Raw genomic sequence first — 13,409 nt, 5'->3', positions numbered from 1 at the left:
TCTTGAAGTGAAAAGGGATAGCCCTTAACCTTCAGGGAGTCGCCTCAGGGGCAGCACCAAACAATTTCAACCCCTCCAGTTCCGGATCAAAATCCACAGGGAAGCGGGTATTGGAACTGTAGATCGCCCCTTCTAAAAAAGCACCATTCAAGCTGGCTAGCGACAGATTGGCGCCGCTCAAATCCGCCCCCGTCAGATCGGCCCCACTCAAATCCGTACCGCGCAAATTGGCCCCGCTCAGGTTGGCTTCGCTCAAGGCGGATCCCATCAGGTCAGCCTCACGGATATCGGCAAAGGTGAGGTCACAACGACTCAGATCGGCAGTCCAGAGGTTGGCCCCACTGAGGCTAGCCCCCCGCAGGTTGGTATCTGCAAGCTGACAGGCCCGCAGTTTTGCCCCCCACAACTTGGCATCTTGGAGGTTGGATCCCTCTAGCCGTGCCTGCTCCATCATTACACCGCTCAGGCGAGCTCCTTCCAGGTTGGCCCCTGTCAAATCTGCCCGGATCAAGACCGATTCCCAGAGGTTAGCCTCCCGCAAATTGGCCTCGATCAGCTCTGCCTCCATCAGATCTGCCCCGCGCAACTTGGCCCAGCTCAGATTGGCCCCGGAGAGCTTGGCCCGGATCAGGTTCGCCCCGCTCAAGTTGGCTTCTTGCAGGTTGGCCCCACTTAGGTTGGCCCCGCTCAGGTTGGCGCCGCTTAGGTCGGATCCCTGCATCAGTGCCCCGATCAGGTTCGCCCCCCGTAAATCGGCCTTACTGAAGTTACTGGCGTAGAGATTGGCCTCGCTCAGATTGGCTCCACTCAAATTGGCGAAGCTAAAATAAGCTGCCAGAAGATCGGCCCCACTTAAATCGGCGTCTTTCAGGTTGGATTTACTGCAGTTGGCCCCACTCAGACGGGCTTGGCCCAGATCGATACTGATTAGGTTGGCCTCCATCAGGTTGGCCCCCGAGAGATTAACGCTGCGAAAATAGCGATCTCCCGCCGCATAGCGACTGAGCAGCTCGGCTGCCTCCATGGATTCCCCAGAGTTAGCTAGTGGCATAGTTGACCGCTCTGCGCAACCCTTAAACGCGAACAACAGTAGATTTCTCAGCAGATTTCACAGGCTTGACAGGACTTGGCCCATCCCCTTCCTCATCATAAAGGTTGGGAGGAAACTGTCGTTAGCGCCAGCACTCGCTCTGCAACGGTTTGAGAAACCGGCATCACCGACAATCGTGAGCCCCGCCGCACCACTTCCAGTTCCTCAGGGGTAAAGGTAGCTCGTAACTCTGGCAAAGAGAGAAATCGCCCCAAGACTGCGACAAATTGCACCCGCACCGTATACCAACGGGGATCCGCGCAGCCGGATTTGGGATCGTAGTAGGGGCTGGCAGCATCAAACTGGCTGGGATCCACCACCTGGGTTTCTAGGATCTCCATCAAGCCGGCAATGCCGGGGGGATCGGCATTGGAATGGTAAAAGAAGGCACGATCCCCTGGCTGCATTGCTTTTAAGTAGTTGCGGGCTTGATAGTTGCGCACGCCATCCCAAAGGGTTTGTCCCTCCCGTTGTAAATCCCAGATGCTGTACACACTGGGCTCGGATTTCATCAGCCAGTAGTTCATGGGGAATTAAGCCCTTTGAACGGATGCAAGGCTAGGAGAGGGATCCCGTTGAGCCACAAACCCGACAAAATTTTGCAACATCTTCAAGCCGTAGGGGCCGGATTTTTCCGGGTGAAACTGGGTGGCCCATAGGGTGCCGCGGGCGATGGCAGCCACAGCCATTTGTGTGCCATGTTGAACGGTCGCAGCGACCCAGGTGGGATCCTCGGGCACAACGTGATAGGAGTGGACAAAATAGGCCCACGTATTGACAGGGATCCCTGACCACAGAGGAGCGTGGGGTTGGGTCAGTTGCAATTGATTCCAGCCCATATGGGGAATGCGCAAGCCCGTTTCTGGACGAAAGCGCCGCACCTGTCCAGGCACAATTCCCAAACCGGCGGCATTGCCTTCTTCACTGCTATCAAACAACACCTGCAGGCCGATGCAAATGCCCAAAAAGGGCTGCTGTCGCCGCACCCCTTCCCGAATCGGATCCACAAAGCCCCGTTCTTGCAACTGCTGTATGGCCGGGTCAAAGGCCCCATCTCCGGGCAGCACTACGCCATCAAAATGCTCGAGTCCGACTGGACTTTCGATCAGATGCACTTCTGCCCCAGCGTGTTCCAGCCCTTTGCAGGCAGAATGGAGATTCCCGGCATCATAGTCGATCACCGCCAGTCGCACCGCTCCCATCGGATCCCTCCTTGTGTGGGCTTTATCAGTCTAGTGGAAGATCCATCCTCAGGAGGGGGATAGAGTCCTGCTCCGGGTTCGGCCTGGCCAGGGATCCGAGAATGGACCCAAGCTATTCTGCCAACTGCTAGGCTGGGGTTCTAGCTGCTCGGGTTCTTGCCCTCCGACTCTATGGCTGTTGCAACGGCTCCCCAAAACCCCAAAAACCCAACTTCACCCCCTCAATTGGGCTGGCCGGAAGCGGCTTATCTACACATCCCGTTTTGTCGTCAGCGCTGTCACTACTGTGATTTTGCCACTGGCTTAGGTACCCGCGAACTGATCGAAACCTATGTGCAGATGCTCTGTCAGGAAATCAGCAGCTCCTACCGCTACCGCCACTTGCCTGGGGATCCCAGCCCTCTGACCAGCCTTTTTTTCGGAGGCGGCACTCCCTCTCTGCTCACTGTGGAGCAGCTAGAGCGAATTCTATGCACCCTGCGGGAGAGGATCCCGTTTCACCCCGAGTGCGAGATTTCTTTGGAGGCCAATCCCGGCACCCTGACCCTAGATCAATTGGCAGGTTATCGAGCGTTGGGCATCAACCGCATCAGCTTGGGGGTACAAGCCTTTCAACCGGAGTTGTTGGCTGCTTGTGGTCGCTTACATGGTGTAGAAGAAGTTTATGAAACTATTCAGGATCTACGGGCTGTAGGGCTCAACAATTTCAATTTGGATTTAATCTTTGGCCTGCCTCATCAAACAGTGTCCCATTGGCAGGAATCCTTGCAAGCCCTGATTGAAATTGATCCTCCCCATGTCTCTATTTATGATTTAACCATTGAATCGGGTACCAAGTTTGGCAGACTATATCAACCGGGGGATGCACCTTTACCAACCGAGGAAATGACTGTTGAAATGTACCTGATGGCGCGAGAACAGCTCACCCCAGCCGGTTATTCTCACTACGAAATTTCCAACTTTGCTCGCCCCGGATTTCAATGTCGGCACAATCGTGTCTATTGGGAAAATCGACCTTACTTTGGCTTTGGCATGGGATCCGTTGGCTACGAGGGGGGACGGCGCATTCAACAGCCCAAAACCCTTTACGACTACTTTGAACAGGTGAAAGCTGGGATCCATCCCCTACCGCCTGAAACCGCATCAGAAGAAGCCTGGATGGATACATTAATGTTGGGGTTAAGGCTCGAGGAAGGTTTGGATCTGGCGCATTTGCAAGCCAGTTTTGGTGACAGGAAGGTCGAGCAAGCTTTGGATAGACTGGATCCCTATTTTGAGAAGGGTTGGGCCAGTTGTGATGGAGGTCGGTTGCGGCTGATCCCACCGCATGGATGGCTATTCTCTAACGAGATTCTTAAGGATCTATTTGAGTAGATTCAGGGCGGATTTGCATTCGCCCCTGAGGATATTGAGTGTGGTGTAATTGGGCCAGCAGTTCTGGTTCAGAAGCCGTTACCAACAGAAGGTAGTTGACGTAACTCTTCCCCCAAGCCGATGGAATGGATAGGCAGAGCACTGGCCAAATAGATTGGCGGCATCCTAGCAAGCCGGGATCCCTAGCGCTACCCCAAGATGGGATCCCAAAGCCAGTACCTACCAGTCTTTATCGGTAGTTAACAAACTGCAGCGCCACTGGGTAGTCTTCCTGCTTGAGCATCTGGATTACCGCTTGCAGATCATCTTTATCCTTGGCGGAAACCCGTACCAGATCCCCCTGAATAGAAGGCTGCACTTTTTTGAAGGTATCGCGGATTTGCTTAGAGATTTGTTTAGCGAGGGTGGCATCAATCCCTTTTTTGAGCTGAACCACTTGGCGGACTCGGTTGCCGCTGGCGCTCTCTGGGGGTTGAAAATCGAAAATCTTCAGGGATAAGCCCCGTTTGGCAGCCTTGGTGGAGAGAATATCTTGAATTGAGCTGAGGGCCATGTCGTTGGCAGTGGTAATGGTCAGGGATCCCTCGCCAAGCTCGATTTCCGTCTGTGTATCCTTCAGGTCGTAGCGCTGTTTGATCTCCCGCTGGGCCTGATCCACAGCATTGACCAACTCCTGCCGATCAAAATCGCTAACAATATCAAATGAGTAGGTGGAGGCCATACAACTGAGCTTGACTGTATCTTGACTGCCGTTCAGTATCATAAGCCCTAGCCCCGACAAAGGGATCCCTTGCCTCCCAAGAGGTTAGGACAGAGAGAAAAACTGGCAACAAACTTGCGGAGAACAGTCATGGTCGATGTTGTCTTGATTACGGGAGCTTCTGAGGGTATTGGCAGAGCTACAGCTTTTGCCTTTGCACGTCAGGGGTATCGGTTATCCTTGGCCGCCCGAACCCCAGAAACCCTGAGGCAAACCGCCATTGACCTGGAACAAAGCCTGAATGCAGAAGTGCTAGCCATACCCACGGATGTCACCCAACCCGAACAGGTGCAAAGCTTGGTGGAGAGAACCTTAGATCGCTACGGCCACATCGATTGCCTGATTAACAACGCGGGCATCTGCCTGAGTGGCCCGTTCCTACAAACCACTCCAGACCATTGGCAGCAGCTGATGGCGGTTAATTTCTGGGGCTATATCCATACGATTCGGGCCGTGCTCCCCCATATGCTGAAGCGCAAGCAAGGACAGATTGTCAATGTGGGATCCATTGGCGGCAAAATGCCCTTACCCCACATGAGCGCCTACTGCGCCAGTAAGTATGCGGTCAGCGGACTGACGGAGGCCCTACGCCTAGAACTGAAACCGCAAGGGATCCATGTGATCGGTGTCCATCCGGGCATCGTCAACAGCGATTTTCTCAAACGCGCCATTTTCCTGGATGAGCTGCAGTCCGCAACCTCTGCCAATGACCATGATGCCTCCGATACCGGTAGCCCAGCCCGCGAGCAAATGGAACAGGCGCTAGAGAGTTTCTTGGTCAGTCAGCCGGAGGAAGTTGCCACAGCCATTTGGGAGGCCGTCCGAGAGTCCAAGTCAGAGGTGGTGGTGGGCATGGCACAATGGGCAGTAGGCGCTTACGCTCTCTTTCCTGGCTTGATTGGCCCAATACTCCGGGATGCGTCGAGATGAGTTTTACCCCCTTGTGGGTCATTGTCCGTAATTTTGCAGGCGCAGCAGCGCCGAGAGGGAGGCTAAAGTTAGGTATAGTGTGCTGCATGGAACGATGGCTATGTCTAAAATTATCTACAGGATCAAGGGAGTTTACCCATTGGTTCGGTTCTCGGTTCAGTTTTGAACCGTTGCCCCGTTTCTTTGTCTAGATACTGGCACTTGCAACGGAATTATGGTCGATTCTGTGCCTTCTTCCCCTAGCACTCACCAGCACATCTTGGTCGTCGAAGACCGGGATGGTCGCCGTGACCAAGTATTAGGCTCCTCAAAGTACTTCATCGGTCGGGATTTAGCCAATGACATTTGCCTCAACTCCCAGTTTGCCTCCCGCTACCATGCCATGCTGTTGCGGGTTCCTGCCGATCAAGAGGGAGAGTACTGCTACCGCATTCTGGATGGGGACTTGGAGGGGAAACCCAGCACCAATGGCTTGTTGATCAACGGACAAAAGCTGACTGCTCACCAGCTCAAGCCAGGGGATGTGATCACCTTCGGTCCCGATGCCAAAGCAACTTATAAAATTACCAAAACCCCCTAGGGCCAGATTCCTGGGCAGATAATCTCTGGCGAGATAACTGTCTGCGAATCAGCAGTAGCAAAGCTAGCAGCAAAGCCACCTCTGACAGCAGCGTGGCTAATGCGGCCCCCCGCCAACCCCACATCGGGATCCAAACCCCATTCAGCACCCCATTCAGCCCAAGGGCTAGCAATTGCAAGCGGCTACGGGGTTTCTGCAACCCTGCTCCTGTCAGCATGTGAGAAAGCAAAAGGTGGATCCCTTCTAGCAAAATCACTGGGCTGAGCCAGCGCAGGATTAGGGCTGTTTCTTGGTAGGCGGATCCCAGCACCCAAGGGATCCCGTAGGATCCCAGCGCCAACCCCAGCGTGGCCAAGCTGCCGTACCCCAGCACCCAAGGGAACAGTTGCCAGGCGTAGCGCCAGGCGTGACGCAGCCCTTTTTGCCCTTGCCGACAGATCTCGGCAAAGTGGCTGGTGAGCAGAGCAATCATTGGGGTTTGGGAGAAGTTAATCAGGCGATAGGCCGCACTGTAAAGACCTGCCGCCGCTGCCGAGGCCAACCGGGGCAACAGTAACTTATCCAAATCGGTGAAGGTCTTGACCGCCGCTAACCCCACCGCAAAGTCCCAACCCGCCGTCAGCCGCTCCCGCAGTTCTCGCCAACTTAGAGCCCCAGGCAGGTTCGCCGTCTCCTGTGCCCAGCACCCCGTACCCCAAGCTGTGAGCAGCAGCACAGCCAACACCATCAACCCATACACCACAGACCATTGCGCCAGGGATCCCCACCCCAAGGCCACTGCCACCAACACCGCACTGACTCGGCCCAAAGCCATACCGGTATCGATCAGAGCCACCCCGCCTGTGCGTTCCTGCCCGATCAACTGTCCCTTTTGCACCTCCTGCAACCCAATGAAGAACAAATCCGCAGACAGCAGCAAACCCACCACCAGCGCCGGAGTACCCGCCAACCAAACGCTCAGCAGCGGCCACAGCAGTAGGCTTGTTACCCCACAGCCCAAGCTTGCCAGCCACAGACTAGGACCGACTGCAACTGCCCCAGAGTTGAGGGTTCTGGGAGCATCGGCCGCAGAGTCTGGATAGGCAACCGCCACCGCCCGATGACTCAAGCGTTGAATCAACAGCTCCGATTGCCCAAAATAGCCGAAGGGAGCGGCAAGATTACTACAGGCTAAGATGGCGGAGAACACCCCAAAGGATTCTGGCCCCAACAGCCGCGCCAGCAAGATGAAATAAGCCCCCGACAGACCCAGACGGAGACCATTGCCCACCATCAGCCAAGCAGCCTGCTGCAGCCGTCGTCGTTGCCCAGCTCGATCCTCCTCCGGCTTCTGCAGGACAGGATCAGTTCGCCGATCCATAGTGCCCCTGGACGACCCCACCGAGAGCAACGATACTGAGACTACCTGCCCGGGGATCCGGTGCTGTTTGTGTATGGTTGTGCAGTTTGCAAGTTCTCATGGCCAAACTCTACCCTGTCGGCAACCCAAAAACCTTGTTTTCTCCCCATTCCAGCCCTCGTACCCCGTGTCGGGTTATTCTCTCTCCGCAACTGGAGACCCGCACCTCCCATTGGCAGGGATCCCCGCCGGTCAAAACCGTCGGACAGAACTATCGAGCTCTTGTGTTGCTATTGCTGACCAGCCTGTTGATTGTGGCAGGTTTGGGATCCCGGTTGGCCTATATTCAGCTGGTACAAACCCAGTATTATCGGCAGCTGGCCGATACCAACCGCATCCGGTTGTTTCCCCAGCCGCCGGAACGCGGTCGCATCGTCGATCGCAATGGTGTGCTGCTGGCGGGGAGCCAATTGTCCCACTCGGTCTTTCTCTGGCCGCTGGTGCAGTCGCGGCAACGCTGGCAGGAGATGATCCCGACCTTGGCTCAGTACCTGCAAATTGCCCCGGAAGAAATTGAACAAAAGTTAGAACAGGCGGGATATCGTTCCCCTTTTCCAGTCCGCATCCTGCGCAACGCCAGCCCGCAAGTGGTGATTCAACTGGAGGAGATGAGCCGCGAGCTGCCGGGAGTGATGGTGGAGGCCGAGGCCATACGGTTCTATCCCCATGGCGACTTGGCTGCCCATGTGCTCGGCTACACCGGCGAGATCCCGCAAGAACAACTCCGAGCCAATCCCGACTATCGGCTGGGGGATATCGTTGGCTTAATGGGAGCAGAGGAATTGTTTGAGCCCCATCTGCGTGGCCAGTGGGGGGGGCGCCAGGTGGAAGTGGACGCGATGGGGGAAGTGTTGCGGGTGCTGGGGGAACAGGCGCCCCAACCGGGGAAAACCCTACAACTCACCCTTGATGTGCGCCTCCAGCAGGTGGCGGAACAAGCTCTAGCCAATCGCAAAGGGGCAGTGGTTGCCATGGATCCCCGCGATGGGTCGATCCTGGCCATGGCCAGTTATCCCACCTTTGATCCCAACCTGTTTTCCAGTCGCATCACCCAAGCCCAGTGGGACGCTCTACAGCAGCAGGAATTTCCCTTCCTCAACCGAGGCCTGCGGGCTTATGCCCCTGCTAGCACCTACAAGATCATCACCACGGCCGCTGGGATTGAGTCGGGAGTCTTTCCACCGGGTACCGTGCTGCAAACAACGGCCTATATTCAGGTGGGGGGGTGGCGCTTTTGGGATTGGAACCGGGCTGGGTTTGGGCGGCTCAACTACCGGCAGGCCATGGCCTACAGTAGCGACACATTCTTCTATCAAATTGCCCTCGGCACCAAAGTCGGCCCCTTACAGGAATGGTCGCGTCGGTTTGGGCTGGGTCAACCGACGGGGATCGGCTTGAAGGGGGAAGCTCTTGGTCTAGTCCCGGATGTCGATTGGAAACAACGGCACTGGCGGGAACCCTGGTATGTGGGCGATACGGTCAATATGTCCATCGGCCAGGGGTTTGTTACGGCTACACCTTTACAGATGGCGATAGTCACAGCAGCAGTGGCCAATGGGGGTTGGCGGGTACGCCCCTTACTCTCGCAGCAAGTGATCCCCGAAAACCCAGTGCCCCTGCGCCAGCCGGTGGGCATGTCTGCAGCAACGCTCCAAATTTTGCAGCAGGGACTGCGGGATGTGGTGGTCTACGGCACGGGTGGCAATGCCAACTTAGGGCCAGGGTTCCCCCCGACAGCAGGCAAAACCGGCACAGCAGAAGACCCGCCCCGACGCTCCCACGCTTGGTTTGTCGGCTATGCCCCCTATGACCAGCCGGAGCTGGTGGTGGTGGTGTTCTTGGAGAATAGTGGCGGTGGGGGCGGTGCTCAGGCGGCTCCGGTCTTTCGGGAGGTGATGCGGGCTTATTTCCAGCCAGAGTCTTGATCCGTCTGGATCCCAGCATTTTCCGTGGGATCCAGGCCAGATCGGTATAAAATCTCTCAAACAGAGACTCTTTTTTGCCCAAAAGCACATTAAGAGGCTCGAAAACCCGTTCCCCAAGAGGCTTCTGCCCTAACTTAGCTGTAGAATATGTCAGTGATTTGGAGTCGAACTGCCACAATCTTGCCAGTTGCAGGGCAGGCTCCGTTCCCACAAACCGATAGCGCGAGCGTGCCGCAAGGCAATGACGCTCTGCGTTGTTCGGAGGACGATCCAACCCTATTGCCTAATCATGAGGAGATCAGGATGAACAAGGCAGAGCTTGTTGATGCCGTCGCTCATCGCGCTAATGTGACCAAAAAGGAAGCTGATGCTGTCATTTCGGCAGCACTGGAGATCATCGTTGAAGAGGTCGCCTCCCGCGATGAACATGGTGAGCCAAAAGGGAAGGTGACCCTGGTGGGCTTTGGCTCCTTTGAGGCCCGTAAGCGAAAAGAACGGGAAGGCCGCAACCCGAAAACCAACCAGAAAATGTTGATCCCAGAAAGTATTGTCCCTGCTTTTACTGCAGGCAAATCTTTCCGCGACGCAGTGGCGGGCGTGAAGTCTTGATAGGCCTATGGCACTCTAGCGGGATCCAACTGCGTGCAACCTGGGGAGTCATGATTGGGTTGCGGGGCAAAGCTAGATCTGGGTAGGGATCCCTTCTCAAGGCATGTCTTGGCCTCAGCATGGTGGCAATCGCGCTTGGGGAGCAGCTGTTGCTGGCTGTTCTCCCAGCGATATTCTTGATTTCTCAGCTAATTTGAACCCACTTGGCCCACCGCAGTCGGTTTTGCAGGCCCTGGGCAAAGCTTTGTCTGAGCCGGATCCGGTTGCCATCAGCTGCTACCCAGACCCTGACTATCGGCGGCTGCGCACTCGGCTAGCTGAACATTGGAGGGTTGATCCCGATTGGATCTGCGTGGGCAACGGGGCAGCAGAGTTGCTCACCTGGGCGGCGCGAGATGCCCAAGGGGGAGAGGTATGGTTACTCAAGCCTGCCTTTGGGGACTATGAGCGGGCCCTCTGGGCGGCAGGAGCGGTGATCAAGCCCTTGAGGTACCCTTTTCCAAATGAACAGGGATCCCTAGGCTTGGCAGAGCTGCTTCGGCAATCGGGCAGTAACCCGGCAGGGCGGATACTGTGGCTGAACAACCCCCATAATCCCAGCGGTGGGTTGGCATCCCGACCAGAAATTCTGGACCTGCTGCCCCAGTTTCAGCAGGTGATGGTGGATGAAGCCTTTATGGACTTTCTGCCGCAGGACGATCCCGAAGATCTGCCTCAGCCTGATGCAGAAGAGCCTGGTGCAGAGGTGGGAGCAAGGCAAGCCCTAAGCCAAACGCTGATCCCTTACCTAGCGGATCATCCCAATACGGTGGTGATTCGCTCCTTGACCAAGTTTTATACTCTGCCAGGGTTGCGCATTGGCTTTGCCGTCGGACACCCGGACCATTGGCGGCGCTGGCAGCGTTGGCGGGATCCCTGGAGTGTTAATGGCTTAGCATCGGTGGCGGTGGAGGCGGCTTTGGCAGATAAACCCTTTCGTCAGCGCACCTTGGCGTGGCTACCCGTTGCCCGGGAACACCTACGCAAAGGGCTACAAGCCCTGCCAGGCTGGGATCCCTGGCCCAGTCAAGCCAACTTTGTGCTGGTGCGCTGCCCGGGTTCGGCAACCCAAATCCAGCGGGCCCTGCTACAACGGTATCGGCTATTGGTGCGGGACTGCCGCAGTTTCCCGGAGTTGGGGGATCCTTATTTGCGTATCGGCCTGCGTACCCTGCCCGAGCAAGACCAGTTGCTATCCGCCTGTCGGGAAATACTGGAAAATGGCTAGAGGCATTGAGCTTCAAACCTCCTGAGTCAGGGATCCCGATGAGTGAAGCGGTAGCTGTCTGGCCGGAATGTGGGGCCTCCATCGTGCGGGGGGTGGCCCATTACAGCGATCTGGACTTGCTCAGAGCGTTTCAGCAGCAGCCGGAGGTGGCTCGCTATTTTATCTGCCTATTTTGCCGCTACTGCAGCTGGGTGGATGGGGTGATCGCGGAGCAGGTGTCGCCGGAGCAGTGGGCTGCTTGTCGAGAGCAGGTGTGGCTGCGGCTCTATCCGCGCCTGCAACGTCTGGATGCCAACAGTCTCTTGAGTGGGGATCCCGAGGCTGAGGTTGCACCGGAGCCTACTCTCAAACTCTGGCTGGCAGATCAAACCCGAGAACTGGCGCATTCTTTTGTCGGCATAGCTTTGGAAGAAGCCCCTGAACCAGCCCAACCCTATCTCTCCCCCGCCTTAGCCTGTTACTTAACCACTGGCCTAGAAACCTTGCCAGGGGATATGCGTTTCATTCTGCTGTTGCGGGATCGTTTTGGCTGGTCACCCGCCCGTATCGCTGCCCAGCTCAAGGCTGACGGATATTTCCTGGCCCCTGAAGAGGTGGATGCCATTGTGGTTTCTGCTCGCCAGATTCTGTTTCAGTACTTACCAGCGGATGTACGCGCCCTCTACCTTGCGGCAAAGCCCTAGAAGAGGAATGGCGGTCTGTGGCATGGTGATAGAGTAACCCTTCGCTACGGGTGGACTCTCCTGTTAAGCTATTTCCGGCTGCATTCCTAGATTGGGCACAGATTGCTGACCCCTGATTCTTCCATCTATTTCATCTATTTATCGAGCATGGGCTGTTTATGAGTCCTTCCTCTTCCCCTTTAGACGCGACCCGATCCTTCGGTCGACCGGCTCTGAGTCCGCCTTCATCTCGGCAGCAGGCGCAACCTATGCCTCACCTCTCGCTTCAGCAAGCTCTGGCTCAGATGCATCTGGATATACTGCAGGAATTGGAGCGGTTTCGCCTCTGGCAACGTCTGCAGCGAACGGCCACTTCCCCTTCTCTGAATGCGATGCCTTCTCAGATCACGCCTGACCCAAGCCGATTCCAGCGTCCTGGACAGCCCAAGCAACAAGGTGCCTCGGTTCAGCGTTCTTCACCCGTGCTGATTCAAGAGGTCGTCGAGGATCTGGAGGTTGAGGAGACGCAACCGTCTGGCGGAGTTTTTTCTCCCTGGGTGGTGTTGTTGCTGTGGGCTCTCTCCTGTGCCGGGATCGGGTTTGGGGTACGGTGGCTGATTTGGCCAGAAGAACTGTCTCTTCCCCAGACCAGCAGTTTGCCCACCACCACTGAGCCAGAGATCCCCACCGAGGTCAATTTGGCCCAGTTGCCCCTAATCCCGTTGGGGCCAGTGGAAACCCCAGTCGGGGAGGAGTTCTATTCTGGCGGTTGGGATCCCGGTCGGTTGGCACTGGGGTTGGCGAGTACCCCCAATTTGCAGGACTTGCAAATCGACCCCCTGCAGAACACCCCCAACCTATTGGATAGCTTGCAAACGGATCTGGCCTCGCTTACGGATACAGCCTCTTCTGCTGAGCAAGAGCCAAGAATGGTCGAGCAATTGGCCGCCACTTTGGAGCGCCCCTCCCAGGAAGCTGAACCGGCGGTGACCTCCTCTCTACTCACCACCGATAGCCATTTGGACTCCCTCGGGCCGAATCGGGGGGAGGGAACCTTCTTGGTTTTGACCACCTATTTGGGGGATGAGAGCTTGGCGCGGGCTCGGCAAGTTGCCGAGGGGGCCTTTGTGAAGGATGTGGACGGCCAGAAGTTTGTGCAGTTGGCGGCTTTTGAGCAATTGGAATATGCCCGTTATCACGCCGAAACTCTTAAAAGTCAGGGCTTTAACGTCACCATTACTGAACAGTAGATCCTGAGAAGGGTTGGATTGGCCCACTGGTGCCTGCCTCCGGGAGAGATCCCAACCCGAACCCTAGAACGCCAACCAATTACGCCTCTTTTGTCACTCTAGGCAGAGGAGAACAGGATTGAGGTAGACATCCAAGGCCATCGGGATGAATTTAACTTCTCGATGAGTCGAGATAGACCTATCGATAGTTCAGGAATAGTATAAACTCTCAACCAACTCGCAAGATTGCTCAACTAGTTCCAAGGCTCAATCAGCAAATGCAGGTTGTTCAATTGGCTCTTCCAACTCTTTCCCTCTTCCCACCTCGGATTGTTCCTGAATTCCTCCCTAGATTCTTCTTCTCTAGATCTTGTCTTATTCT

The 13,409-nt window shown here is 56.1% G+C and carries 13 protein-coding genes; 8 read left to right on the top strand and 5 right to left on the bottom strand.

Annotation, left to right across the window (positions count from 1 at the left end; all coding sequences use genetic code 11):
* Positions 1-31: 31 nt before the first annotated feature.
* The 3 genes from JX360_RS10760 to hisH all read right to left on the bottom strand — a co-directional run bounded on the left by JX360_RS10760 (position 32) and on the right by hisH (position 2,292).
* Positions 32-1,051, bottom strand: coding sequence for a pentapeptide repeat-containing protein (locus JX360_RS10760; RefSeq protein WP_244350677.1), 1,020 nt, complete (start codon positions 1,049-1,051; stop codon positions 32-34).
* 95 nt (positions 1,052-1,146) lie between these two features.
* Positions 1,147-1,617: an EVE domain-containing protein gene (locus JX360_RS10755; RefSeq protein WP_244350675.1), complete on the bottom strand. Its 471-nt coding sequence runs from the start codon at positions 1,615-1,617 to the stop codon at positions 1,147-1,149.
* A gap of 6 nt (positions 1,618-1,623) precedes the next feature.
* Positions 1,624-2,292: an imidazole glycerol phosphate synthase subunit HisH gene (gene hisH, locus JX360_RS10750; protein WP_244350673.1), complete on the bottom strand. Its 669-nt coding sequence runs from the start codon at positions 2,290-2,292 to the stop codon at positions 1,624-1,626.
* 171 nt (positions 2,293-2,463) lie between these two features.
* Between hisH and hemW the strand changes: the two genes are divergently transcribed.
* A complete protein-coding gene (gene hemW, locus JX360_RS10745) occupies positions 2,464-3,666 on the top strand; it encodes a radical SAM family heme chaperone HemW (RefSeq protein WP_425244389.1) in 1,203 nt (400 codons plus the stop codon).
* Between the two features lie 229 nt (positions 3,667-3,895).
* Here hemW and JX360_RS10740 read toward each other — a convergent pair whose 3' ends face one another.
* Positions 3,896-4,387: a YajQ family cyclic di-GMP-binding protein gene (locus JX360_RS10740; RefSeq protein WP_244350757.1), complete on the bottom strand. Its 492-nt coding sequence runs from the start codon at positions 4,385-4,387 to the stop codon at positions 3,896-3,898.
* Positions 4,388-4,516: 129 nt separating this feature from the next.
* On the opposite strand from JX360_RS10740, the gene JX360_RS10735 reads away from it, so the two are divergent.
* A complete protein-coding gene (locus JX360_RS10735) occupies positions 4,517-5,356 on the top strand; it encodes an SDR family oxidoreductase (protein WP_244350668.1) in 840 nt (279 codons plus the stop codon).
* A 214-nt stretch (positions 5,357-5,570) separates the two neighbouring features.
* The gene (locus tag JX360_RS10730) at positions 5,571-5,936 is read left to right on the top strand and encodes an FHA domain-containing protein (RefSeq protein WP_244350666.1); all 366 of its coding nucleotides are present in this window, start codon (positions 5,571-5,573) and stop codon (positions 5,934-5,936) included.
* On the opposite strand, the gene JX360_RS10725 is transcribed toward JX360_RS10730, so the two are convergent.
* Complete coding sequence (locus JX360_RS10725) at positions 5,920-7,296, bottom strand: lipopolysaccharide biosynthesis protein (protein ID WP_244350660.1); 1,377 nt, start codon at positions 7,294-7,296, stop codon at positions 5,920-5,922. The two genes, JX360_RS10730 and JX360_RS10725, sit on opposite strands and share 17 nt — an antisense overlap.
* Before the next feature lie 98 nt (positions 7,297-7,394).
* On the opposite strand from JX360_RS10725, the gene mrdA reads away from it, so the two are divergent.
* From mrdA to JX360_RS10700, 5 genes are all read left to right on the top strand, one after another.
* Positions 7,395-9,260: a penicillin-binding protein 2 gene (gene mrdA, locus JX360_RS10720; RefSeq protein WP_244350659.1), complete on the top strand. Its 1,866-nt coding sequence runs from the start codon at positions 7,395-7,397 to the stop codon at positions 9,258-9,260.
* Between the two features lie 303 nt (positions 9,261-9,563).
* The gene (locus JX360_RS10715; protein WP_244350658.1) at positions 9,564-9,869 is read left to right on the top strand and encodes an HU family DNA-binding protein; all 306 of its coding nucleotides are present in this window, start codon (positions 9,564-9,566) and stop codon (positions 9,867-9,869) included.
* A 103-nt stretch (positions 9,870-9,972) separates the two neighbouring features.
* Entirely contained in the window at positions 9,973-11,136 is a 1,164-nt protein-coding gene (locus tag JX360_RS10710; protein WP_244350657.1) for a pyridoxal phosphate-dependent aminotransferase, read from the top strand.
* Between the two features lie 38 nt (positions 11,137-11,174).
* The gene (locus JX360_RS10705; protein WP_244350656.1) at positions 11,175-11,819 is read left to right on the top strand and encodes an RNA polymerase sigma factor; all 645 of its coding nucleotides are present in this window, start codon (positions 11,175-11,177) and stop codon (positions 11,817-11,819) included.
* A gap of 158 nt (positions 11,820-11,977) precedes the next feature.
* Positions 11,978-13,048 (top strand): hypothetical protein, encoded by a 1,071-nt coding sequence (locus JX360_RS10700; RefSeq protein ID WP_244350655.1) that lies wholly within the window; start codon positions 11,978-11,980, stop codon positions 13,046-13,048.
* Positions 13,049-13,409 lie beyond the last annotated feature (361 nt).

The organism is Thermostichus vulcanus str. 'Rupite', from assembly GCF_022848905.1.
GTDB lineage: Bacteria > Cyanobacteriota > Cyanobacteriia > Thermostichales > Thermostichaceae > Thermostichus > Thermostichus vulcanus_A.
This window is presented reverse-complemented; position numbering and strand designations above follow the sequence as displayed.